The organism is Isoptericola sp. NPDC019482 (assembly GCF_040632295.1).
Lineage (GTDB): Bacteria > Actinomycetota > Actinomycetes > Actinomycetales > Cellulomonadaceae > Isoptericola.
Genome location: NZ_JBEYBQ010000025.1, coordinates 24592 through 47838 on the forward strand (window position 1 = coordinate 24592; position 23247 = coordinate 47838).

The following is a 23247-nucleotide window of genomic DNA, read 5'->3' on the forward strand; positions in this document are numbered from 1 at the left end:
AGCAGGCGACGGATCGCGTGCTCGAGGGGGCGACTACCCTCGTCGGGTGGCACATCTCCTCGGCGCGGACGGCATCGCGCTGACCATCGGCACCCGCACCCTCCTCCGTGACGTCTCGCTCGGGCTCGACGACGGCGACCGCATCGGCGTCGTCGGCCCCAACGGGGCGGGCAAGTCGACCCTGCTGCGCCTGCTGGCCGGCACGCAGGCGCCCGACGCCGGGCGCGTGACCCGGGTGGGCGGCTCGCGGCTCGGCATGCTCGTGCAGCGCGACGTGGACGACGACGCGGCGACGATCCGCGACCTGGTGCACGGCGACGACGCGACGCACGAGTGGGCGTCCGACGCCCGGATCCGGTCCGTGCACGCCGGTCTGCTGGCCGACCTCGACCTGGACCAGCCGGCGTCGACCCTGTCGGGCGGGCAGCGGCGCCGCGTGGCGCTCGCGGCGCTGCTCGTCGAGGACCCGGACGTGCTGCTCCTCGACGAGCCCACGAACCACCTCGACGTCGAGGGCGTCGCCTGGCTGGCCGAGCACCTGTCCGCCCGCTACGGCCGCCCGGGCGCCACGGGCGCCCTGGTCGTCGTCACGCACGACCGCTGGTTCCTCGACGCGGTCTGCTCCCGCACGTGGGAGGTGCGCGGCGACGGGTCCGGCGGCGTCGACGGGTACGACGGCGGCTACGCGGCGTACATCCTGGCCCGCGCCGAGCGCGCCCGTCAGGCGGCCACGGCCGCCGAGAAGCGCAACAACCTGCTGCGCAAGGAGCTGGCGTGGCTCAAGCGCGGCGCGCCCGCCCGCACGTCCAAGCCCAAGTTCCGGCTCGACGCCGCGGCCGCGCTCATCGACGACGAGCCGCCGCCGCGCGACACCCTCGAGCTCACGCAGATGGCCACCCGCCGCCTCGGCAAGGACGTGCTGGACCTCGAGGACGTCACGGTCACCGTCCCCGCGCGCGACGGGCACGAGGCCGGGCCGCGCGACGCGGCCGGCCGGCGCGTGCTGCTCGACGACGTCACCTGGCGCCTCGGCCCCGGCGACCGGTACGGCGTGGTCGGCGTCAACGGCGCGGGCAAGACGACGCTGCTGTCGCTGCTGGCCGGCCGCCGCGAGCCGGACTCCGGCCGGGTGCGTCGCGGCAAGACGGTGCACGTCGCGGAGCTCACCCAGGACGTCGGAGAGCTCGACGACGTCGGCCACCTCACCGCCGTGCAGGTCGTCGACCGCGAGAAGCGCACCGTCGTCGTCGACGGCAAGGAGCTCACCGCCGGTCAGCTCACGGAGCGGCTGGGCTTCACCCGGGAGCGGGCGCACACGATCGTGCGCGACCTGTCCGGCGGCGAGCGGCGCCGTCTGCAGCTCCTGCGGCTGCTCGTCTCGGAGCCGAACGTCCTGCTGCTCGACGAGCCCACCAACGACCTGGACACCGACACCCTCGCCGCCGTCGAGGACCTGCTGGACGGCTGGCCGGGCACGCTGATCGTCGTCTCGCACGACCGGTACCTGCTGGAGCGGGTGTGCGACCGCCAGTGGGCGCTGCTCGGCGACGGCGCGCTGCGCGACCTGCCGGGCGGGGTGGAGCAGTACCTGGAGCTGCGGCGGGCGGGTGCCTCGGGCACGTCCGTGGCGACCGGGCCCGCGGCACCCGCCTCGGTCGTGGCCGCCGGTTCCGGGGCGCGACCTGCGGCGACGCCGTCGGGGGCGTCCGCGGCGGAGGTGCGGGCCGCCAAGAAGGAAATCTCACGGATTGAGCGGAGGTTGGCTCGGATCGCGGACGAGGAGAACACTCTGCACGAGCAGATCGCCGCCGACCCGACGGACTACACCGCTGTGGCGGCGCTCGACGAGCGCCTCCGGGAGCTCGGCGCCGAGAAGGAGGAGCTCGAGATGGCCTGGTTGGAGTCCGCCGAGGTGGCGGGATGAGCGACGGCACGCTGGACGACGTCGACCGGGCGCTCGTGCGCGCGCTGCGCGAGGACGGCCGCGCGACGCTGGCGGCGCTCGCCGGCGTGACGGGGCTGTCGCAGTCCGCGGTGCAGGCGCGCGTGCGCAAGCTGGAGGCGCGCCGCGTGATCACCGGCTACCGCGCCGTCGTCGACCCCGACGCCGTGGGGCTGCCCATCGCGGCATACGTGGAGATCACGCCGCTGGACCAGTCGCAGGCCGACGACGCCCCCGACCGGCTGCGCGACGTGCCCGGCATCGAGGCGTGCTGGTCGGTGGCCGGCAACGCGAACTACCTGCTGCTGGTGCGGGTGCCGTCGCCGTCGGCGCTGGAGGACCTGCTCGGCGCCATCCGGCGGGAGGCGAGCGTCTCCACGCGGTCCACCGTGGTGCTGCGGACGTACTTCGAAGGGCGCCCGCTGGCGCATTGACAAGAATTCTTGCGGCATAACCCTGGTTCGGCAGGAGGTTCTCCTCTACCGTCGGGGTATGACCGAGACAATCTCTCAGCGCACAGCCACCAGCGTCGGCGGCTCGATCGAGGCCACCGCCGTCCTCGAGTCGCTGCGCGAGCACCTGCTCGTCGACGGCTTCGACCTCGTGCTCGACCTCGACCGCTCGCACGGCTCGACCCTCGTCGACGCCCGCGACGGCCGCGAGTGGACCGACCTGTTCACGTTCTTCGCGTCCAACCCCCTGGGCATGAACCACCCTGCCCTGTTCCGCGACCCGCTGTTCCGCGAGGAGCTCACCCGCGCCGCGATCAACAAGCCGTCCAACTCCGACGTCTACACCGTCGAGCTCGCCCGCTTCGTCGACGCCTTCGCCCGGGTGCTCGGCGACCCCGCCCTGCCGCACCTCTTCTTCGTCGACGGCGGCGCCCTCGCCGTCGAGAACGCGCTCAAGGTCGCGTTCGACTGGAAGTCGCGGCACAACGAGGCGCACGGTCGCTCGCCCGAGCTGGGCACGAAGGTGCTGCACCTGCAGCACGCGTTCCACGGCCGATCCGGCTACACCATGTCCCTCACCAACACCGAGCCGGGCAAGGTCGCCCGGTTCCCCAAATTCGACTGGCCGCGCATCAGCTCGCCCTACCCCGGGCACGACGCCGACGGCGCGCCCCGCGACGTCGAGGCGCTCGAGGCCCGGGCGCTCGCCGAGGCGCGCGCCGCGTTCGAGGCGCACCCGCACGACATCGCCTGCTTCGTCGCCGAGCCCATCCAGGGGGAGGGTGGCGACCACCACCTGCGCGCCGAGTTCCTCCAGGCCATGCAGGCCCTGTGCCACGAGCACGACGCCCTGTTCGTCCTGGACGAGGTGCAGACCGGCGTCGGCATGACCGGGACGGCATGGGCGTACCAGCAGCTCGGCGTCCAGCCCGACGTCGTGGCCTTCGGCAAGAAGGCCCAGGTGTGCGGCGTCATGGCCGGCGGGCGCGTCGACGAGATCGACGACAACGTCTTCCACGTCTCGTCCCGCATCAACTCCACCTGGGGCGGCAACCTCGCCGACATGGTCCGCTCGCGCCGCATCCTCGAGGTGATCGAGGCCGAGGGGCTGATCGAGCGCGCCGCGCGCGTCGGGGCCGGCCTGCTGGCGCGGCTCGAAGGGTTGGCGGCAGCGCACCCTGGCGTCGTCACCGACCCCCGCGGCCGCGGGCTCATGTGCGCGGTGTCGCTGCCGTCACGCGACGTGCGCGACGCCGTGCTGGCGGGGCTGCACGACGAAGGGTTCCTCATCCTCGGGTGCGGGGAGCGGTCCGTGCGGTTCCGGCCGGCCCTCACCGTAGACGAGTCCGTGCTGGATGGCGCGGTCGCGGCGCTCGACCGGGTTCTCGGTCGCGTCGCCGTCTGACGGTTGACGGCAGGTCAGGGAATCGCGCGCACGGTAGCGTTCACGGGCGCCAGGGCGCCCTCCACTTCGGGTTTGACTACCGTGCGCGCGATTCCCTGACCTGCCTTCTTTCGTCTCCCCGTGGTGGCGGGTCGGGCGTGACAGGCTCGGGCGGTGACGAGTCATCGCGTGGTGGTGGACGACGGCGAGCCGGGGCTGGTGCTGACCGTGCTGCCTGGCGTCGGGTACACGGCGGAGGGGCCGGTGCTGGCGCGGCCTTCCGCTGCGTTGCGTTCCGGCGGCTGGACGGTGCGGACCGTCGTGTGGGACGGGCGGCCGGACTTCGACGTCGCGCGGCGGGTGTATGCCGACGTGGTGCGCGACGGGGTCGCCTCTGCGCCCGCGGCGGTGCACCTGGTGCTGGCGAAGTCGCTCGGCACGCTGGCGCTGCCCGTCGCCGTCGAGCTGGGGCTGGCCGGCGCGTGGCTGACGCCGCTGCTCACCACCGACCGGGCGCCCGAGGTGCGCGCCGCCGCCGTAGGCCTGGGGGCGTCCGGGGTGCCGGCGCTGCTGGTGGGCGGCACGGCCGACGGGCTGTGGGACGGCGGGCTGGCCGCGGCGTCCGGGGCGCGGGTGCTCGAGGTGGAGGGCGGCGACCACTCGCTCGAGGTCGACGGCGACCCGGCACGCACCGCGGCGGCGCTCGACGCCGTCACCGCCGCCGTCGTCGACCTGGCTGCGGCGGTGGCCGCCGCTCGAGCCTGACCCGGCGCGGCAGTTCGCGCTCGCGGCGGCAGTTCGAACTGCCGCGCCGAACGCAGACTGCCGCGCCGACGGCTGGGACCTGCGGGAGTCAGCTCGCCAGGCGGCGGGTGAGGACCAGGCGCGACCGGGTGACCAGCCACGCCGCGGCCACCGCGAGCAGGGGGAGGACGACGAGCGTCGCGCCCAGCACCGGCCACGGGATCTCGACCGTCCACCGGGGGTCCGGCTCGGCGTACCGGAACCGTTCGAACAGGACGAACGCCGCCCCCAGCACGACGCCCGACGCGCCGCCGAGCACGCTGCCGAGCACCGCCACCGTGCCCGCCTGGGCGGCCACGATCCGCTTGCGGGTGGTCGGCGCTGCGCCCACCGCCGCCAGGGTCGCGAGGTCCGGGCGGGACTCCGCCGCCGCCAGTGCCGCCACGATCCACGCCGCCGCCAGGGCCAGGAGGCCCGCGCTGCCCACGATCAGCAGCGTGCTGAGCCACTGCGGGGACCCGTAGTCGCGCGGCCCGGCGCCGACGGTCACGCACACCTCGCACGCTGACGCGTCCGCGGTGGAGAACTCCTCGTCCAGGGCGGCCTGGAGGGTCTGGCGCTCGGCCTCCCCGAGCGGCGTTCCGGGCATCGCGACGAACCCGCCGAGCGCGGGCGACGTGCCCGTGGCCTCGACGGCGGACGGCGGCACGACGGGAAAGTTGGCGTTGGAGGGCCCGAGCGGGTCGCCCACGCCGGTCGCGGGGACGTGCACGGTGCGTCGCCCCGTCTGCTCCTGCGCCTCGGTGTCCCAGGTGACGACGTCGAGCGCGACGGTGCCGTCGCCGCCCACCGTCCCGGCCTGGACGACCGCGCGACCGGCGGCGAGGGCCGCCGCGGCGACATCGGGCGAGGGCAGGCCCAGCAACGGGACGAGCGTGCCGTCGTCGACGACGGGCCCGCTGATCCCCACCCCTCCGACGACGAGGGCCTCCTCGCCGTGCGGCGTGAGGTGGACGCTCGTCGACCCCGGGTCGTCGCCCGGGCCGCGCAGGACGGTCACGGGATAGAGGCGGCCGAGGTCGGGGAGGGCGCGCTGTACGACTGCCTCGACCCGGTCACCCTCCGCCGGGGTGAGCTGCATGTGGGTCTCGTGGTACGCCGGGGCGATGACCAGGACATCGGGGGCGGCGACCAACGCCTGGGAGCGGTCGTTGTGCGCCGTCTGGGAGTACGAGTACACGAGCCCACCGCTGGCGCCGGCGACGGCGACCAGCACGGCGGCCAGCGCGGGCGCGGTGCGGCCGCGGTGCCGGGCGGCGTCGCGCAGCGCGAAGCGCCAGGCCAGCGGCAGATGGCGAGCCAGGCGCCCCAGCGCGGCGACGATCCCGCCGCACGCGAGCACCAGGCCGAGCTCCCCGGCCACGACGCCCGCCGCGACGCCGAGGGCCTGGCCCGCGAGGCCCGCCGCGAGCGCGCCGGCGAACCCGACGGCGCCCAGCGCGGCCCCGACGACGACCGGCCAGCGCCGGTACGACGTCTCACCCCGCCGCCCGGCCAGCACCGCGACGACGTCCGCCTTCGACGCCCGGCGCGCCGGCAGCCAGGCGGCGCCCGCGGCGAGGGTCACACCGACGGCGAAGATCGCGGCGACCGGCGCCCACGGGACGGCGAGGACGGCGTCCGTGAGGAGGGCGACGACGAGCGCGGCGGCACCGACCCCCACGACAGTTCCCGTCACGGAGGCGCCGACGCCGATGACGACGCCGGTGCCCAGCACGACGGCCCGCAGGGTGCGGCGGGTGCCGCCGCTCGCCGCGATCAACGCCAGCGACCGGGCGGACCGGCGGGCGCCCACCGCGAACGCCGGGCCGATGAGCAGCACCACCTCGAGCAGCGCGACCGCGACGACCGCCGCGAGCGGCACCCACTGCTGCAGCCGGTCGGACGTGCTCTCCGGCGGCCGGCCGTCGTAGAACTCCACGGCCTCGACGGGTGGCGGGGAGAACAGCACGTCGCGGCTCACGACGACAGCGCCGAGCTCGTTGAGGGCGAGGACGTCGTCCCACGTCACGGGCGCGTCGCCGGCGACGAACCAGACCAGGCCCTCGGGGTCGTCGAAGCCGTGGGGTCCCGGTGCGGTGGCGGGCATGGCGAGCGGCCCGGACGCCGGGAGGAGGACGTCGGTCTGCCGCGGCGCGGGGTCGTCGAGCAGCCCGGACACCGTGGCCGGCACCTCGTCCTCCCCGGCCCGCGCGAGGGTGACGCGGTCGCCCACGGCGACGCCGAGCTCGCGCGTGGTCCGCGCCGACAGCGCGACCTCGCCGTCGGCTGGGAGCTCGCCGCCCTCGACACGGAACGCGTCCCGGACGTCGGGGTCGGTGAGGTCGCCCTGCAGGACGGACGGGGTCGAGAGCTGCAGGCCGTCCGCGCGGATGACGAGCTCGCCCTGCGCCTGCACGAGACGCACGAGGCGGTCGCCGTCCGGCAGCGCCGCGCGCAGGTCCGCCTCGAGGGCGTCCGCCGGCCGTGGCCCGATCAGGGGGTCGCCCCCGCCGTGGCCGGTCGCGTCCGGCGTCTGCGTCACGGGCATCCCGATCGCGGTCAGCGACGCCTGGAAGCCCGGACCCAGCTCGCGCTGCGCGACGGTCTCCGGCGTGTCCCGCGCCGACCACGTCGCCGTCGTCGCGAACGACCCCGCCGCGACGGGCAGCGCCACCATCACCGCGACGAGCGCCGTCCTGCCCTTGTTCCGGCGCGCGTCACGCCACCCGTACCGCAGCGCGACTCGCCACCGCCCGCGCCAGCGTGCGAGCGGGCCGCTCACGCGTCGGCCCTCTTGCGTGCCCGCTGCGGTGCCTCGCTCCGGTGCACCTCGTGCCTCGGCGCCCCTGCGCGGGGGCTCCTCGCGCTCACGCGTTCACCGCGCGGTGCAGCAGGGAGTCGGGCCCGGCGGCGGCGCCGGTGGAGTCGACGACGACGCCGTCGCGCAGGAAGACGATGCGGTCCGCCCAGGCGGCGTGGCGGGCGTCGTGCGTGACGAGCAGGCCGGCGGCCCCGGCGTCGACGCGCTGGCGCAGCACCCGCATCACCGCCTCGCCGGTGACGGAGTCGAGCGCGCCGGTCGGCTCGTCGGCGAGCACCAGGCGGCGGGGGCCGACGAGCGCACGGGCGATGGCGACCCGCTGCGCCTGCCCGCCGGACATGTCGTCGGGGAAGCGGTCGGCGAGGTCGTCGAGCCCGACCGTGCCGAGGGCCGCGGTGGCCTGCGCGCGGGCCCGGCGGGCGGACAGGCCGTCGAGCTCGAGGGGGAGCGCGACGTTCTCGAGGGCCGTCAGCGCGGGCACCAGGTTGAGGTCCTGGAAGACGTAGCCCACGTGCTTGCGGCGCAGGCGGGCACGGGCCTGGGCGTCGAGCGCGCCGACGTCGTCACGGCCCACGGTGACGGTGCCCGACGTCGGGGTGTCGAGCCCGCCGGCGAGGTTCAGCAGCGTCGACTTGCCGGAGCCCGACGGCCCCATGACCGCCACGAGCTCGCCCATGCGGACCTCGAGGTCGACGCCGCGCAGCGCGCGCACCTCGGCGGCGCCGTGCCCGTGCACCCGGGTCACCTCCGTCATCCGGAGCATCACCGGCGCGCTCACCGCTGCTCGCCCCGGGAGGCGGTGGCGCGCGGCGCGGCCGAGACCTCGGCGGCCGCGGGGGCGGGGGCCGGCCGCGTGCCCGCCGCCCGGGCGACGGTCGACTCGACGTGGTCCAGCCACCGCACCTCCGCCTCCGCCGCGAAGACCAGGGAGTCGAGCACCAGGGACCAGGCGAGGCCGTCGGGATCGTCGGCGGCGTCCCGCTTGAGCAGCGTGTAGTCCCGCAGCGCGCGGAGCGACTCGGTGCGCTGCCGCTGGATGACGGCGGCGACGTCGACGCCGTGGCCGTCGGGCTGCACCGTGACCGCGAGCGCCAGCTTGATCGCGAGCTCGTCGCGGGCTGGGGCCTTGCGCTCCACCGGGCGCAGCCACCATGCGTCCGCCTCGGCGCGCCCCGCGTCGGTGAGGCGGAAGCGCTCCGGGCCCTCGTCGTCGTCGGCGACGGGCTCGACCAGGCCGTCACGCTGCAGGCGCTGCAGCGTGGTGTACGCCTGGCCGATGTTGAGCGGCCACGTGCCGCCCGTGCGCGCCTCGAACTCCTGGCGGAGCTGGTAGCCGTGCATCGGCTGCTCGGACAGCAGCGCGAGGAATCCCTGTCGGACGGACACTCTGACCTCCGTGGTTACCGGGTAAGCATTAAGGAATGACGGTGATACTTGCCGAGTAACTACGGGACGTCAAGGCCGCGGCGCGGCGTCGTGTCCAAGTCGTGACTCAACCTGTGGGCGTGCCCGCTCGTGTACAACACATGACCGTGACGATGACGGCCCGGGCCGAGGCCGACCCCCCTGACGACGCGGGGTTCCGGCTCCTGCGCACCGGGGTGACGACCGAGGAGGAGTTCACCTCGTTCATGCGTGACGCCGCGCCGGCGCTCGCGCGGACCGCGTGGCTCCTGTGCGGCGACACGCACCTCGCCGACGAGCTGGTGCAGCAGGCGCTGACCCGGACGTACCTCAAGTGGTCGACGGCCCGGCAGGGCGACCCCCTCGCGTACGCTCGCCGCGTCCTCGCCAACCTGCGCATCGACCTGTGGCGCAAGCGCCGGCGCGAGGTGCTCACCGCGCCTGCCGAGCTGCCCGACGGGGCGGGCTCCCGGTCGGACGCCGATCACCACGCCGATCGTGACCGGCTCGTCCGAGCGCTGGCCACGCTCAGCACGAGGCAGCGGCGGATCGTCGTGCTGCGGCACCTGGTCGGCCTCACCGAGCGCGAGGTGGCGGACGACCTCGGCGTCTCCGTCGGCACGGTGAAGTCCACCGCGTCGCGCGGGCTGGCACAGCTGCGCTCCGTCCTCGAGGCCGCCGACGGCGGTACCCGGTCCGAGCAGGGAGGCTCCCGATGACGCACGACGACGAGCAGTTCGCGCGCGCTCTGCGCGCCCAGGTGGACGAGGTGGCACCGCGCATCGACGTCCGCACCGACGGCGTCGTCCCGGCGGCTCGTCGCCGGCGGGCGCGCCGGGCGATCGTCGCCGGCGTCGCGTCGCTCGCCGTCGTGGGGCTGGCCGGGGCCTGGGCGATCGACGCCGGTCGCTGGGTGGTCGAGGTGGCCCCCGCGGGCCCGGCGCTCGACACTCGCCCGAGTGCGTCGACGACGTCCGCCGACACGGACACGGAGCCGCGGGCGACCCTCGACCCCGCAACGGGGACGATCACGACGCCGATGGACGCATGGAGCTGGGACAGTCGCGAGTACGCGATCTCGCGGACCGCGGCGGACCACTACGTCGTCGGCTGCCTCCAGGACGCGGGCTACGAGGCGACGTTCGACGGCCCGTACCCGGTGGAGCCCGGTCGCGACGCGGAGTACGGGCTGTGGCGGATGCAGGACGCCGAGGCGGACGGCTACGCGAGCCTGATGGCGCCCGACCTGGACGACGTGGGGGCGGAGTGGGATACCGAGACGGTCCCGGCGAAGGCGTCGCGGGACTGTTACCGCGCGGCCCAGGAGGCGGGGCTCACCTACGACGCCGCCGACTTCGGCGATGGCCCGACGGGCATCACGTCGGTGATGTACACGAAGGACGGGCAGCGCATCCGTGACGAGTGGCGCGAGTGCCTGCTCGATCACGGCGCGTCGGCGCCCAGCAGTCACGAGGCGGGGATGGTCCCGGACGGGGTCTACGGGGTGTCGCAGGAGGAACAGCTCCGCATCGCGACGATCGACCTGGGCTGTAAGGACGAGCTCGGGACGGTCCAGCGGCTCGCGGACGTCGGTGCTCGGGAGGAGGCCGCGTACATCGCGCGAGCGGGGGACTATCTCGAGGACCGCCACGCCGTCGAGCAGGAGACGCTGGCCGCCGCCGAGGCGTACCTCGACGACGCGGGGGTGTCGATGCCGTGGGAGAGCCGCTGAGGCCTGGGTGATCCGGCGCGGCAGTTCGCGTTCACCGCGGCAGTTCGAACTGCCGCCGTGAACCCGAACTGCCGCCATGAGTGCGTGCGGGCGGCGGCGGGGGTGGCAGCAGCGGATGGCGCCGCGCCGCGCGGCGGACCTCCTCCGGGAACCTGGCCAGCAGGCGTCGCGCGACCTGGTCAGGGTTCCGGGCGTCGCGGGCGACGAACCGCAGCGGCCGCACGCCGAGGTGCTCGGTGATGGCGTCCTCGCGCACCTTCTCCTCGAACAGCGCGCGTTCGGCGTCGTACCCGGCGCCGAACGCCCCGTCGCGATACTTGATCCGTCCGTCGAACTCGGCGAGCACGCGATGCTCGAGCCACACGACGTCGATCTCGTACCGCCCGGCGTGCGTGTCGACCCGGAACTGTGTCACCGGTCGTGGCAGGCCGGCCCGCACCGCCACGTACCGCAGCCAGGTCTCCCAGGGCGGGTCGACCCGCTCCTCGGCCAGCTCGAGCACGAGGCGTGCCCGGCGGACGCCGCGCCGTCGCTCGGCGAGCTGACGGATCGCCTCGTCGCGGTCGAGACCCTGCCCGAGAGCCCAGTCGGCGACGACCAGGCCGCCCAGCGGGTGCATGGTCGTGACGCAGTCGACGACGGTCCGGGTCAGGTCGGTGATCGGGAGCCCGCCGCGCTCCACCCACCGCTCCGGCAGCCCGCGTCGCCGCACGATGTCGCGCGCGGACCGCGTGCTGGCGCCCGACCGCTGCAGCACGTGCGTCGTCGTCGGCGTCTGCCACAGCGGGACGCCCCAGACCAGGGCCGCGGACTCGTGGCTGAGCACGTGCTCGGCGTCGAGCTGCCGGTGGACGGCGGCCAGGTGGTCGCGGGCGTGGGCGTGCGGGTCGAGCGCGGCGGCCCGTGGCGCGCGGTAGGCGCCGCGGCGCACGCGCTCCATCTCGCGCGCGGCGGTCGCGCGCCGCAGCTCGGCGGGGTCGTGATGGCGTGCGATCAGCAAGGTGCGGTCGTCGTCGGTCATGCCGGTCAGCGTGCTGGCGCGCCGTCGCCGGCGGCGTCGCACGGGAGCCGGCGGGGGACGACGGCGGCCCGGCGGGGCCTGGGGGCAGTGTCGGCGCGGCAGTTTCGCCCCACCGCGGCAGTTCGAACTGCCGCCGCGAACCTGAACTGCCGCCGCGAGGACGCGAGGTCGCGCCGGCGGCGAGCGGGGGCCGCCGTCGGGCGCGACACGCGGTCGATCGTTACTGATCCTTAACAGTGATTTTCACCATGGCAGGCCATGATGGCGATATGTTCCACGGCAACGTCGTCGTGCCCGCGGGAGCGGGACGCGGCGACGTGCACGACGACGTGAACACACGCATGGCAACGGTGCCTTGGGCGACCACGAGGTGGGGAGAAGCCGGTGACGATGGGGCGAAGGGCTGCGGTGGCGGCCACGGCGACAGCGGTGGCGCTGGTGCTGGCGAGCTGTTCGGGCGGCGGGGGCGGTAACGACGACGAGGGCGACGGCGGCGGGGGAGGCGGCGGCAGCGACCCGGACGCGACGCTGAACCTTGCCCTCTCGCAGGACGTCGAGACGCTGCTGCCGATGGACTCGAACGTCGGGGACAACATCTCGGTGCTCGACGTCGTCTACGACGGGCTGGTGCGGTACGACCCCGAGACCACGGAGCCGTACAACTACGTGGCCGAGAGCGTCGAGACCGAGGACAACACGGTCTGGACGATCAAGATCAAGCCGGACCTGACGTTCCAGAACGGCGAGCCGGTCGACGCCGACGCGTTCGCCCGTGCGTGGAACTACGCGGCCTACGGCCCGAACGCCATGGCGAACAACTACTTCTTCGAGCGCATCACCGGCTACGAGGAGATGCAGGGCGAGACCGACGACGACGGGAACGTCACCAAGGAGCCCGAGGCCGACACGCTGTCGGGGCTGAAGGTCGTCGACCCGCAGACGCTCGAGGTCACGCTCACGGGCCCGTTCGCCGGGTTCGGGACCATGCTCGGCTACACCGGCTTCTTCCCGATCGCGCAGGAGTGCCTCGACGACATCGAGGCGTGCGCCGTGCAGCCGATCGGCAACGGCCCGTTCCAGGTCGAGAAGTGGGACCAGGGCGTGGGCCTCACCGCCACGCGCTGGGAGGACTACACGCTCGAGGAGACGCCGGAGTACGGCGCCATCGAGTGGACCGAGTACACGGGCGAGGACAACTGGCCGGACTTCGAGGCCGGCAACCTCGACTTCGCGGTGCCGCCGCCCGCCGAGCAGCAGGCCGCCGCGGGCGACCCCGACCTGCAGGAGCGGTACGTCGAGGGCCCGGGCGCCGCGCTGACCTACATGGCCTTCCCGCTGTACAAGGACGGCCCGTGGAAGGACGTCGAGTTCCGCAAGGCGATCTCGCTCGCCGTCGACCGGCAGGGCATCATCGACGCCCTCCTGCCCAGCCAGCGCGTCCCCGCCGACAGCTGGGTGGTGCCCGACGTCGTGCCCGGCGGCACCGGCGGCACGTGCGAGTGGTGCGCCTTCGACCCGGACGCCGCCAAGGCGGCGCTCGAGAAGGCCGGCGGCTGGCCCGACGGCGAGAAGCTCACCATCCACCTCGGCCAGGACGCCACGGAGCAGGAGCTGTTCAAGGCGGTCGGCGACTCGATCCAGGAGACGCTCGGCATCCCCTACGAGCTGGACGCGACGCCGGACTACTTCGCCCGGCGCGGGGCCCGCGACTTCTCGGGCCCGTTCCGCGCCAACTGGTTCCCGGACTACCCGCTCAACGAGAACTACCTCGCCCCCGTGTACGCCAGCGGCGACGCGAAGAACGGCAACGTGGAATTCGGGTACTACAGCGCGGACTTCGAGGCGGCGGTCAAGGCCGGCGACGAGGCCGCGACCCTCGACGAGGCGGTCGCGCAGTACCAGGAGGCGGAGAAGATCCTCGCGACCGACTTCCCGACCATCCCGCTGTTCGTCGCGCAGAACACCTACTACTACAGCGAGAACGTGTCGAACGTGGTGCTCGACCCGTTCAGCGGCGAGCCCAAGCTGCGCCTCCTCGAGGTGACGAACGGCTGACCGACCGAGCAAGAGCGCGGCGGGGGCGGCCCACCCGGGGAGCCCTCGCCGCGCGAACCACGAGCACGGAAAGACTGTGAATGGGCCGCTACATCCTGCGCCGCTCCCTCCTGGGGGTGGGCACCCTGCTGCTCGTGATGTTCGTGCTGCACCTGCTCACGACGTTCGCGATCCAGCTCAACGGCAACCCCGCCCTGGCGTTCTTCGGCGAGAAGGTGCCGACGAAGTCGCAGCTCGCGGCCGTGGAGGCGCGCTTCGGCCTGGACGACCCCTGCTACGACCAGACCGGCAACCCCTGCCTGGGCCCCTTCGTGGAACGGCTCGGGCAGTACGCGCAGGGTGACTTCGGCACCAACCTGCGCGGGCGCGAGGTGACGGACATCGTCGCGACCGCCGCCCCGAACACGCTGAAGCTGTTCCTCGTCGTGACGATCGTGTGGTTCGTGCTCGGCATGGGCCTCGGCACGGCGGCCGCCCGCCGGCGCGACCGGTCCGCCGACCACGGCATCCGGCTGACGTCGGTGCTCATCGACGCGTTCCCGATCTTCGTGCTGCTGCTCGTGTACCGGTACGTCTTCGCGGTGCCGCTCAGCGGCTGGGCCGAGGACACGTTCGGCGAGGGCAGCCTGCCCGCCCTGTGGTTCAGACCGTCGTTCGACGACGACCACCCGTGGGCCACGCTGCTCGTGCCCGGCATCCTGCTGGGCCTGGCAGGGTCGGCGGCGTTCATCCGCCTGGTGCGCGCGAGCCAGCTCGAGTCGTACGCGGGCGACCACGTGCGCACGGCGCGCTCGCGGGGCCTGAACGAGCGGCACGTCGTGACGCACCACGTCATCCGCAACTCCGCGGTGCCCGTGGTGACCGCCGTCGGACTGACCTTCACCGAGGCGCTCGCGGGCGCCGTCGTCACCGAGGGGATGATGAACATCTACGGCATGGGCGGGGTGCTCTGGGAGGCGGTCCGCGCCGCCGACGTCGCGCTCATCCTCGGCATCGTGACCATCCTCGCCGCGGTGACGGTGGTCGTGATGCTGGTCGTCGACATCGCCTACGCCGCGCTGGACCCGAGGATCCGCTATGCCTGACCGCACCGCACCCGAACCCACGGCGGCCACCGCCACGCCGGACGCGCCCGCGGTCGACGCGTCGACGTCGCTCGGCGGGGACGCCTGGCGCCGCCTGCGCCGCCGCCCCGACGTCATCGCCGCCGCCGTCGTCGTGGTCTTCTTCGCCGTGATGGCCGCCTTCCCGCGGCTGTTCACCAGCACGAACCCGCAGAGCTGCGTGATCGGGGACTCGAAGATCCGGCCGCAGGGCCTGGGGGGCGAGCACCCGCTCGGCACGGACGTGCACGGGTGCGACCTGCTCGCCCAGCTCGTGCACGGCGCCCGGCCGTCGCTGACCCTGGCGTTCGTGGTGGTCGGCGCGTCCCTGCTCATCGGGGTCACGCTGGGGCTGCTCGCGGGGTACTACCTCGGCTGGGTGGACACGGTCGTGTCCCGCACCATCGAGGTGTTCCTCGTCATCCCGCTGCTGCTCGCCGCGCTGCTGCTGCTCACCCTGTTCCGTGAGGTCAGCGTGGGCGGCGGCACGTTCGACGTCATCCTGCTCCCGGCGCTGGTGCTCACGATGTTCGGCTGGATGGCGTACGCCCGCTACGTCCGCGCGGCCACGCTCGAGGCCAAGAACCTCGACTACGTGACGGCGGCCCGCGCCCTGGGCGCCTCCGACCTGCGCGTCATGGTGCGGCACGTGCTGCCCAACGCGATCGGCCCGGTCACGGCCCTCGTGCCGACGGCGATCGCGGGCGTGATCAGCACGGAGGCGGTGCTCGCGTTCCTCGGCATCGGCGTCCGGCCGCCCGCCATCAGCTGGGGCATCATGATCACGAACGGTGCGGACTGGGTGACCGGCGGGTACGCGTACCTGCTCCTGTACCCGCTCGGGTGCCTGGTCCTCACGGTCCTGGCGCTCGTCGCCCTCGGCGACGCCCTGCGCGACGCCCTCGACCCGAGGCTCCGGTGACCGACATGACGGAAACCCTGATCACCCCGGCCGACGCCGCGCGCACGGCCGGCGACGTCCTCCTGGAGGTCGAGGACCTGGCGGTCGAGTTCCGGTCCGACGGCGGCGCCGTGCGCGCCGTCGACGGCCTGAGCTACCGCGTGGAGGCGGGCCGCACGCTGGCCCTGGTGGGCGAGTCCGGGTGCGGCAAGTCGGTGAGCTCGCTGGCGGTGATGGGGCTGCTCCCGCCGACGGCGCGCGTCGTGGGGGGCACCGCGCGCTACCGGGGCACCGACCTGCTGGCGCTGTCGCCGACCAAGCACCGCGCGCACTGCGGCACGCACGTCGCGATGGTCTTCCAGGACGCGCTCGCCGCGCTCAACCCCGTGCACACCGTGGGCTACCAGCTCACCGAGTCGCTGCGGGCGCGCACCGGCGCGTCGCGGCGCGAGGCCCGACGGCGGGCGGTCGAGCTGCTCGACCTGGTCAAGGTGCCGAACGCGGCGCAACGGGTGGACGAGTACCCGCACCAGTTCTCCGGCGGGATGCGGCAACGCGTGATGATCGCGTCCGCGCTGGCCCTCGACCCGGACGTGCTCATCGCGGACGAGCCGACGACGGCCCTCGACGTCACCGTGCAGGCCCAGGTGCTGCGGCTGCTCGCGGAGATCCAGGCGGAGCGGCAGATGGGGCTCGTGCTCATCACCCACGACCTCGGCGTCGTCGCGGGCGTCGCCGACGACGTCACCGTGATGTACGCCGGGCGCGCCGTCGAGCACGCCCCCGTGCGCGACCTGTACGCCGCGCCCGCGCACCCCTACACCCGCGCCCTGCTGCGCTCGGTGCCGCGGATCGACGTCGTCGACGAGCACGCCGGGGGCCGGCTCCCCGTCGTGCCCGGCCGCCCTCCCGCGCCCGGGAGCGCGCCGTCGGGCTGCTCGTTCCACCCGCGCTGTGATGTCGCACGAACCGGCGCCTCTGGCGCAGTGCCCGCGGGCGAAGGTGCCGTCCGGGACGTGTGCCGCACCGTCGAGCCGCCGCTCGACGACGTCGCCCCCGGCCGGTCGTCGGCCTGCCACTTCGCCGCCGAGCTCCTGGGAGGCGCCCGTGCCTGAGACCGCTGCCCCCGACACGACGCCCGGCAACCCGCCCGGCACCGTGCCCGACGACGTCGTCCTCGAGGTGCGCGACCTGGCCAAGTCGTACCCGGTACGCCGGGGCGTCGTCCTCAAGCGCACGGTGGGCCAGGTGCAGGCCGTGGACGGCGTCTCGCTGGCGCTGCGGCGCGGGCGCACCCTCGGGCTCGTGGGGGAGTCCGGCTCCGGGAAGTCCACGCTCGCGCGCGTGCTGGTGGGGATCGAGAAGCCCACCCGCGGCCAGGTGCTCGTCGACGGCGAGGACGTGTCGACGATGTCGCGCGCGGCCCGCCGCGAGCTGCGCCGCAACGTGCAGATGGTCTTCCAGGACCCGTACACGTCGCTCAACCCGCGCATGTCGGTGGGGGAGATCGTCGCGGAGCCGTTCCGCATCCACCGCGACGCCGTCCCCGCGGGCGGGCGTCGCCGGGCCGTGGCCGAGCTGCTCGAGCTGGTCGGCCTCGACCCCGACCACGCGCACCGGTACCCGCACCAGTTCTCGGGTGGGCAGCGGCAGCGCGTCGGCATCGCGCGGGCGCTCGCGGTCAAGCCGCGTGTGCTCGTGTGCGACGAGCCCGTCTCCGCCCTCGACGTGTCCGTGCAGGGCCAGGTCATCAACCTGCTGGAGGACCTGCAGGACGAGCTCGGGCTGTCGTACCTGTTCATCGCGCACGACCTGGCCGTGGTGCAGCACATCGCCGACGAGGTCGCCGTGATGTACCTGGGCCGCGTCGTCGAGGAGGGCGACCGGCCGGCGGCGTACGGCGCCGCGCACCACCCGTACACGGGGGCCCTGCTGTCCGCGGTGCCGGTGCCCGACCCGGGCGCCCCTCCCGCGGACGCCGACCTGCTGCTCGAGGGCGACCCGCCGTCGCCCGCCGACCCGCCGTCCGGCTGCCGCTTCCACACGCGCTGCTGGCTCGCGCGCCGCCTCGCCGCCGAGGAGGGCGTCGCGGGCGACGGGCCGGACGACGTGCCCGCGCGCTGCCGCACCGAGGACCCGGTGCTCGTGCCGCTCGGCCGCCACGACGACGGTGCCGGCGACGGTGGCGCGGGCGCCCTTCCCCACGCCGCCGCGTGCCACTTCGCACGGCTGGCGGCTGAGCTCGGCGGCCGCCCGACCGCGCCCGTCGCGACCGGCCCCGTCCTGACGGACGGCGGCCCGGGCCACGACATCGACCACGACATCGACCACGACGCAGCCGCCGCGCGCGGCCGCGACGTCGGGCAGGGCCGTGCGGTCGAGCCGGGCGAGCCGGCGCCGCGGGCCGGCGTCCGACCGGTGCCCGAGACCGTCCCCGACAGCCCCGTCCTCGAGAGCAGGGAGCGCTGACCGTGCCCGACCGCCGACCGACCGTCGTCCTGGTCCAGAACTCCCCGCGCAGCGGCCCGGGCCGCCTTCCTGCCTGGCTGGAGGCGGACGGTGCGGATGCCGTCGTCGTGCAGGGCGCGGACCTCGCGGGGCAGGTCGTCTCGCTCGCCGACGGGGGACCCGCGGCGCCCGACGGCGTGCACGGCCTGGTGCTGCTGGGCGGCGGCCTGCTGCCCGACGAGGACGACCGCGCGCCCTGGCTGCCGCACGAGCGCGCGCTCGTCGCCGAGGCCCTGGACGCGGGCGTCCCGGTGCTGGGGATCTGCCTGGGCGGGCAGGTGCTCGCGCACGTCACGGGCGGCACGGTGACGGGTCGGTCGGGCGAGACGGAGAAGGGGCTGTGCCCCGTGCGCCTGCTCGACGACGCGGCCGACGACGCCCTGCTCGGCCCGCTCGGGAAGCTCGCCGAGAACGGCGAGGTCCGCATGGTCGAGAGCCACGTCGACTCGATCACCGCGCTCCCGCCGCAGGCCGTGCACCTCGCGACGAGCGACGCGTGCGGCGTCCAGGCGTTCCGCGTGGGCGACGTCGCGTGGGGGCTGCAGTTCCACCCCGAGGCGGCGCCGGAGCGCATCGGCACCTGGGACGCGGACGAGCTCGCCGCGCTCGGCTTCGACCGCGACGCGCTGCTCGCCTCCGCCCTGGAGCGCGCACCCGAGAACGAGAAGCAGGCCCGCGCCCTCGCGGCCGCGTTCGCCGCCGTCGTCCACGACCGCTGTGGGCGCGATTCCGGGGACTATTCACCGGACGAAAGCCCCCGAAATCGCGCTCACAACGTCCCGGGGGTGCGCTGATGGTGAGCACGGGAACGCACTCGGACGGCGTCCCGGTCGTCGCGTACCAGGTGCGGCGTGCGGGCGGCGAGGTGCTCGCCGAGCGCGACGCGGACGCGCCGTTCTACGCGGCGTCGACCGTCAAGCTGGCGGTGCTGGTCGCGGCCGCCCGGGCGCTCGACGCCGGTGAGCTCACGCTCGACGAGGAGGTGGCCAGCGCCGACACGTTCGCCTCCCAGGTGCCTGGCGAGCCCGACTACCGCATCGAGCCCGACGACCTCGACCCGGGCATGCCCCCGGCGGGCACGTTCATGCCCGTGGGGCTGGTGATCGAGCGGATGATCGTCGTCTCGTCCAACGAGGCCACCAACATGGTGATCGACCTCGTCGGCCTCGACGCGTGCAACCGCGCCCTGTCCGACGTCGGCGCCGCCGGGAGCGTCGTCGGGCGCAAGTACAGCGACCTGGCCGCCGAGGCGCGCGGCGACTCGCACCGCACGACGCCGGCCGACCTCGCGGCGCTGATGTCCGCCGTCGTCACGGGGCAGGTCGCCGGGCCGGAGCGCACGCTCTGGATGATCGACCTGCTCGCGCGGCAGACGGACCGGCAGCTCACGGCCGCCGTGCCCGCGGGCGTGCCGTACGGCTCCAAGTCCGGCTGGGTGGACGGCATCCGGCACGACGTCGCGTTCGTCGGCACGCCCGGGCCGGGCGCGCTGGTCGTCGCGGTGTGCACCCGCGGCTACGACGAGGCGCACGCGGAGGAGGCGCTGCGGGCGCTCGGCTCCCTCGCGATCACCCTGGCGGAGGACCGCTAAGCAGGGTCCGCCGCGGGCCGGGCCGACGCGACCCACATCGCCGCGGCCATCGTGGCGAGCACGCCCGCGACGAGCGCGAGAGGCGCCGTCCACCCGTGGGTCGCCTCGTGCACGGCGCCCATCACGGTCGGCGCGAGCACCGCACACCCGTAGCCCGCGGTCTGCACCACCGCCGACGACCGCCGCGCCACCGCGACGCCGGGGCTGCGCTGCGCGACGAGCGTGAAGATCACGGTGAAGTTGCCGCCCTGGGCGGCGCCGGACAGGCCCACCCACAGCCACCAGAGCCCGGGCGCGAGGAGCAGCCCCAGCGGCAGGGAGATCCACATCGCCGCCATGAGCATCGCGACCGCGCGCGCCGACAGGCGGCGGGAGAACGCGGCCGGCACGAGGAACGACCCGAGCACCGCGCACAGCTGGAACGGGGCGGCCGCGCTGCCGGCGCCCGCCGCGGTCATGCCGAGCCGGTCGTGCAGGATCTCGGGCAGCCACGCCGTCACGGCGTAGTAGCCGAAGGCCTGCCCGGCGAACGCCACCGACAGCAGCACGACCAGGCGGCGCACGGCGGACCGCCCGTGCGCGTCGAGCGCGTCGAGCTCCGCCCGGGCGGACGGCGGCCGGACGCGCGCCGCGCCGGGCGGGGCCGCGGCGCGCCCCCGGGCGGCGAGCCGCCGTCCCGCCGGCACCCAGGCCGCGAGCGCGACCACCGCGAGCACGCCCCACCCCGCGAGCGCCCACTGCCAGCCGAACGCCGTCGCGAGGGGCACGGTGAGCATCGTGGTGAACGTCGACCCGAGGTTCATCGTCGCGCTGTACGCGCCCGTCACCGCGGCGGCCCGGCGACGGAAGTCGCGGGTGATGACCACCGGCACGGCGACGTTGCCGATCGTGATCGCGACGCCCAGCAGCGCGCTGCCGGCGAGGGCCGTCGGGACCGAGCCCGTCGAGCGCAGCAGCGTCCCGGCGAAGATCCCCGCCATCGACGCGCCGAGCGCGAGCTCCGGGCCGACGCGTGCGACCAGCACGGACGCCAGCGGGGTGCAGAGCGCGAAGCACAGCACGGGGACCGACGTGAGCAGGCCTGCGCCCGCCGGCGTGAGGCCGAGGGACGCGGCGACGTCGTCGACCACGGGCGGCAGGGACGTGATGGGGGCGCGCAGGTTGAGCGCGACGAGCAGCAGCGCCGCCAGCAGCAGGCCGGCACGGGCGCCGTCGTCGCGGGCGGAGGGGGAGGGGTAGGACGTCACGCGGCGGGCATCTCCGAGCTCACTCGTCGAACTGCGCGACGACGGTGCGCAACAGCGCGGCGAGCTGCGGGCGCACCGCGGCGGGCAGCGCGTCGAGCACGCGGGCCTCGACGTCGAGCAGGTCGCTCATCGCCGCGTCGACCCGCTGCCGGCCCGCGGCGGTGAGCTGCACGAGCACCCCGCGGCGGTCGGACGGCGCGCGGTGCCGCTCCACGAGCCCGCGCTCCTCGAGCCGGTCGATACGGTTGGTCATGGTGCCGCTCGTCACGAGCGTCTGCGCGACGAGGACGCCGGGGGACAGGCGGTACGGCTCGCCGGCGCGGCGCAGCGCGGACAGCACGTCGAACTCCCACGTCTCCAGGTCGTGCCGGGCGAACGCGCCGCGCCGCGCGCGGTCCAGGTGTCGCGCGAGGCGGCTGACGCGCGAGAACACCGTCAGCGGCTCCACGTCGAGGTCCGGGCGCTCGCGGCGCCACGCGTCGACGATCCGGTCGACCTCGTCGGACCGTGCCTCCACATCCATGCGCCGAGACTACTCCCGGTCTCTCGACGTCAAGAATCTTGACGGCTGTGATCTCGTGCCGAGGTAGTCCACATCTCGCCGAGATAGTGGACCAGACCACTACCTCGGCGAGGGTGGGACTACCTCGGCTGGGGCTTCGGGCGCAGGGTGAGGGCCGCGACGACGGCGACGACGACGGCGACGACCGCGGCGACCAGGAACGCGACGTGCACGCCCGAGACGTAGGCGCCCTCGGCGGCGCGCGCGGCGACGGCGTCGAGCCCGGCGGGCACGGAGCCCTGCGCGAGGCCCTGGAGCTCGCCGTCGCCGAGGCCGAGCCCGGCGGTGCCGGCGTGGACGTTCGCGGCGACGACGGCGGACATCACGGCGGTGCCGAGGGCGCCGCCGATCTGGATGCAGGTGGACTGGAACCCGCCGGCGACCCCCGCCAGGTGCACGGGGGCGGAGCCGACGATCGCCTCTGCTCCCGCGGTGATGGTCATCCCGGTGCCCATCGCCAGGATCACGAACGCCACGGCCATGACCGCGTAGGGCGAGGTGGCCGACGAGGTCAGCAGCACCAGCAGGCCGACGGCGGTGAGGCCCAGGCTCAGGGTGCCGGTGGCGCGCGTGCCGATGCGCGCGACGAGCAGGGCGCCGACCGGGGCGGCGACGACCGAGACGGCGGACATCGGCAGCAGCATGAGACCGGCGTCGAGCGCCGTGACGCCCCGCAGGTTGATGAAGAACATCGGCAGGATGAACGTCGAGCCCATCAGCACGAAGAAGTTGGCGGCGATCATCAGCCCGCCGGTGCCGACCGTCGTGCCGCGGAAGAGCGACAGCGGCAGCAGGGCGTCGCCGGTGCGCGCCTCGGTGCGCCCCTCCAGGGCGACGAACCCGACGATGACGAGGACGCCGAGCGCGAGCAGGCCGAGGGTGCGCACGTCGCCCCACCCCCAGGTCTCGGACTGCACGATGGCGAAGACGGTCGCGACCAGCCCGAGCGCGAGCACGACGACGCCGCGCAGGTCGAAGCGGCCCGAGGCCGGGAAGCTGGTGCGGGGGAGCAGGCACAGCCCGTAGGCGAGGCCGGCAGCGGCGACCGGGACGTTGACGAAGAACACCGACTGCCAGCCGAAGGACGCCTCGAGCGCGCCGGCGAGCGTGGGGCCCACGGCGATCGCGATCGAGGAGACGCCGCCCCAGATCCCCACGGCCATGCCGAACCTCTCGCGCGGGAACGTGGCGCGCAGCATCGCGAGGGTCTGCGGCATGAGGACGCCGGCCGCGACGCCCTGCACGACGCGGAACGCGATGAGGCCCGAGGCCGTGGTCGACAGGCCGATGGCGACCGAGGCCAGCGTGAACAGCACGAGGCCCGTCAGGTAGAGGGTGCGGTGGCCGTACCGGTCGCCGAGCTTGCCGGCCAGGATCAGGGTGACGGCGAGGCCGAGCAGGTAGCTGTGCGTGACCCACTGCAGTTGCACGAACGTGGTGCCGACGTCGGCGGCGATCGCGGGGTTGACGATCGAGACAACCGTCGCGTCCAGGCCTACGAGGAACAGCCCGAACGCGACGCCGACGAGCGTCAGCGCGGGGCGCCCGCGCAGCGGTCGGCGCGCGGGTGGGGGCGAGGTCGGCGACGCGGTGGCGTCGGGGGCGAGGGCGGGGGCGCTGCTCACGAAGGCTCCTGGGTGGGGCGGTGCGGGTGGGGGGGCGTGCGCCGTCGTCGGCGCGCAGGGGGACGCCCGGGGCACGGGCCCGGGCGTGAATGATTATGAAACTATAACTACTG

20 protein-coding genes are annotated in these 23247 nt (G+C 74.7%); 13 read left to right on the top strand and 7 right to left on the bottom strand.

Going from position 1 to position 23247, the window contains the following annotated elements; all coding sequences use genetic code 11:
- Positions 1-46: 46 nt before the first annotated feature.
- The 4 genes from ABZ493_RS15450 (at position 47) to ABZ493_RS15465 (ending at position 4543) form a co-directional block, all read left to right on the top strand.
- Complete coding sequence (locus ABZ493_RS15450; RefSeq protein WP_430583030.1) at positions 47-1924, top strand: ABC-F family ATP-binding cassette domain-containing protein; 1878 nt, start codon at positions 47-49, stop codon at positions 1922-1924.
- The gene (locus ABZ493_RS15455; protein WP_430583031.1) at positions 1921-2376 is read left to right on the top strand and encodes an Lrp/AsnC family transcriptional regulator; all 456 of its coding nucleotides are present in this window, start codon (positions 1921-1923) and stop codon (positions 2374-2376) included. The genes ABZ493_RS15450 and ABZ493_RS15455 overlap by 4 nt, the downstream gene beginning before the upstream one ends.
- A 58-nt stretch (positions 2377-2434) precedes the next feature.
- Entirely contained in the window at positions 2435-3799 is a 1365-nt protein-coding gene (lat, locus tag ABZ493_RS15460) for an L-lysine 6-transaminase (RefSeq protein ID WP_430583032.1), read from the top strand.
- 153 nt (positions 3800-3952) lie between these two features.
- The gene (locus ABZ493_RS15465) at positions 3953-4543 is read left to right on the top strand and encodes a hypothetical protein (RefSeq protein ID WP_430583033.1); all 591 of its coding nucleotides are present in this window, start codon (positions 3953-3955) and stop codon (positions 4541-4543) included.
- 88 nt (positions 4544-4631) lie between these two features.
- Here the strand turns inward: ABZ493_RS15465 and ABZ493_RS15470 are convergent, their stop codons facing one another.
- The 3 genes from ABZ493_RS15470 to ABZ493_RS15480 all read right to left on the bottom strand — a co-directional run bounded on the left by ABZ493_RS15470 (position 4632) and on the right by ABZ493_RS15480 (position 8771).
- Positions 4632-7346, bottom strand: a complete 2715-nt coding sequence (locus tag ABZ493_RS15470) for an ABC transporter permease (RefSeq protein ID WP_430583034.1) — start codon at positions 7344-7346, stop codon at positions 4632-4634.
- 85 nt (positions 7347-7431) lie between these two features.
- Positions 7432-8148 carry an ABC transporter ATP-binding protein gene (locus ABZ493_RS15475; protein WP_430583062.1) on the bottom strand — a complete coding sequence of 239 codons (717 nt, stop codon included), beginning with the start codon at positions 8146-8148 and terminating at the stop codon, positions 7432-7434.
- Positions 8149-8159: 11 nt separating this feature from the next.
- Positions 8160-8771 (bottom strand): PadR family transcriptional regulator, encoded by a 612-nt coding sequence (locus ABZ493_RS15480; RefSeq protein ID WP_430583035.1) that lies wholly within the window; start codon positions 8769-8771, stop codon positions 8160-8162.
- A 140-nt stretch (positions 8772-8911) separates the two neighbouring features.
- Between ABZ493_RS15480 and ABZ493_RS15485 the strand changes: the two genes are divergently transcribed.
- Positions 8912-9508: a SigE family RNA polymerase sigma factor gene (locus ABZ493_RS15485; RefSeq protein ID WP_430583036.1), complete on the top strand. Its 597-nt coding sequence runs from the start codon at positions 8912-8914 to the stop codon at positions 9506-9508.
- Positions 9505-10521, top strand: coding sequence for a hypothetical protein (locus ABZ493_RS15490; protein WP_430583037.1), 1017 nt, complete (start codon positions 9505-9507; stop codon positions 10519-10521). Before ABZ493_RS15485 ends, ABZ493_RS15490 begins: the two co-directional genes overlap by 4 nt.
- 31 nt (positions 10522-10552) lie before the next feature.
- Here ABZ493_RS15490 and ABZ493_RS15495 read toward each other — a convergent pair whose 3' ends face one another.
- Positions 10553-11542, bottom strand: a complete 990-nt coding sequence (locus ABZ493_RS15495; RefSeq protein ID WP_430583038.1) for a hypothetical protein — start codon at positions 11540-11542, stop codon at positions 10553-10555.
- Positions 11543-11932: 390 nt separating this feature from the next.
- Here ABZ493_RS15495 and ABZ493_RS15500 point away from each other — a divergent pair, with 390 nt between their 5' ends.
- The 7 genes from ABZ493_RS15500 to ABZ493_RS15530 all read left to right on the top strand — a co-directional run bounded on the left by ABZ493_RS15500 (position 11933) and on the right by ABZ493_RS15530 (position 19700).
- Entirely contained in the window at positions 11933-13597 is a 1665-nt protein-coding gene (locus ABZ493_RS15500; protein WP_430583039.1) for an ABC transporter substrate-binding protein, read from the top strand.
- Between the two features lie 80 nt (positions 13598-13677).
- Entirely contained in the window at positions 13678-14682 is a 1005-nt protein-coding gene (locus ABZ493_RS15505; RefSeq protein ID WP_430583040.1) for an ABC transporter permease, read from the top strand.
- Positions 14675-15622, top strand: a complete 948-nt coding sequence (locus ABZ493_RS15510) for an ABC transporter permease (RefSeq protein WP_430583041.1) — start codon at positions 14675-14677, stop codon at positions 15620-15622. The genes ABZ493_RS15505 and ABZ493_RS15510 overlap by 8 nt, the downstream gene beginning before the upstream one ends.
- Positions 15623-15627: 5 nt before the next feature.
- Positions 15628-16716, top strand: a complete 1089-nt coding sequence (locus ABZ493_RS15515; RefSeq protein ID WP_430583042.1) for an ABC transporter ATP-binding protein — start codon at positions 15628-15630, stop codon at positions 16714-16716.
- Complete coding sequence (locus ABZ493_RS15520; protein WP_430583043.1) at positions 16709-18070, top strand: oligopeptide/dipeptide ABC transporter ATP-binding protein; 1362 nt, start codon at positions 16709-16711, stop codon at positions 18068-18070. Before ABZ493_RS15515 ends, ABZ493_RS15520 begins: the two co-directional genes overlap by 8 nt.
- 2 nt (positions 18071-18072) lie before the next feature.
- Entirely contained in the window at positions 18073-18903 is an 831-nt protein-coding gene (locus ABZ493_RS15525; RefSeq protein ID WP_430583044.1) for a type 1 glutamine amidotransferase, read from the top strand.
- Positions 18903-19700 (top strand): serine hydrolase, encoded by a 798-nt coding sequence (locus tag ABZ493_RS15530; protein ID WP_430583045.1) that lies wholly within the window; start codon positions 18903-18905, stop codon positions 19698-19700. The genes ABZ493_RS15525 and ABZ493_RS15530 overlap by 1 nt, the downstream gene beginning before the upstream one ends.
- Here ABZ493_RS15530 and ABZ493_RS15535 read toward each other — a convergent pair.
- The 3 genes from ABZ493_RS15535 to ABZ493_RS15545 form a co-directional block, all read right to left on the bottom strand.
- Positions 19697-20947 carry an MFS transporter gene (locus tag ABZ493_RS15535; RefSeq protein WP_430583046.1) on the bottom strand — a complete coding sequence of 417 codons (1251 nt, stop codon included), beginning with the start codon at positions 20945-20947 and terminating at the stop codon, positions 19697-19699. The two genes, ABZ493_RS15530 and ABZ493_RS15535, sit on opposite strands and share 4 nt — an antisense overlap.
- 19 nt (positions 20948-20966) lie before the next feature.
- Positions 20967-21470 (bottom strand): MarR family winged helix-turn-helix transcriptional regulator, encoded by a 504-nt coding sequence (locus ABZ493_RS15540; protein ID WP_429764450.1) that lies wholly within the window; start codon positions 21468-21470, stop codon positions 20967-20969.
- 119 nt (positions 21471-21589) lie between these two features.
- Positions 21590-23134 (bottom strand): MFS transporter, encoded by a 1545-nt coding sequence (locus ABZ493_RS15545; protein WP_430583047.1) that lies wholly within the window; start codon positions 23132-23134, stop codon positions 21590-21592.
- Positions 23135-23247 lie beyond the last annotated feature (113 nt).

Coding starts and splice junctions, on each gene's coding strand:
- ABZ493_RS15455 (WP_430583031.1), top strand. CDS start 1,921: ATGAGCGACGGCACGCTGGACGACGTCGACCGGGCGCTCGTGCGCGCG.
- lat (WP_430583032.1), top strand. CDS start 2,435: ATGACCGAGACAATCTCTCAGCGCACAGCCACCAGCGTCGGCGGCTCG.
- ABZ493_RS15475 (WP_430583062.1), bottom strand. CDS start 8,148: ATGCTCCGGATGACGGAGGTGACCCGGGTGCACGGGCACGGCGCCGCC.
- ABZ493_RS15485 (WP_430583036.1), top strand. CDS start 8,912: ATGACCGTGACGATGACGGCCCGGGCCGAGGCCGACCCCCCTGACGAC.
- ABZ493_RS15490 (WP_430583037.1), top strand. CDS start 9,505: ATGACGCACGACGACGAGCAGTTCGCGCGCGCTCTGCGCGCCCAGGTG.
- ABZ493_RS15495 (WP_430583038.1), bottom strand. CDS start 11,542: ATGACCGACGACGACCGCACCTTGCTGATCGCACGCCATCACGACCCC.
- ABZ493_RS15500 (WP_430583039.1), top strand. CDS start 11,933: ATGGGGCGAAGGGCTGCGGTGGCGGCCACGGCGACAGCGGTGGCGCTG.
- ABZ493_RS15505 (WP_430583040.1), top strand. CDS start 13,678: ATGGGCCGCTACATCCTGCGCCGCTCCCTCCTGGGGGTGGGCACCCTG.
- ABZ493_RS15510 (WP_430583041.1), top strand. CDS start 14,675: ATGCCTGACCGCACCGCACCCGAACCCACGGCGGCCACCGCCACGCCG.
- ABZ493_RS15515 (WP_430583042.1), top strand. CDS start 15,628: ATGACGGAAACCCTGATCACCCCGGCCGACGCCGCGCGCACGGCCGGC.
- ABZ493_RS15530 (WP_430583045.1), top strand. CDS start 18,903: ATGGTGAGCACGGGAACGCACTCGGACGGCGTCCCGGTCGTCGCGTAC.
- ABZ493_RS15540 (WP_429764450.1), bottom strand. CDS start 21,470: ATGGATGTGGAGGCACGGTCCGACGAGGTCGACCGGATCGTCGACGCG.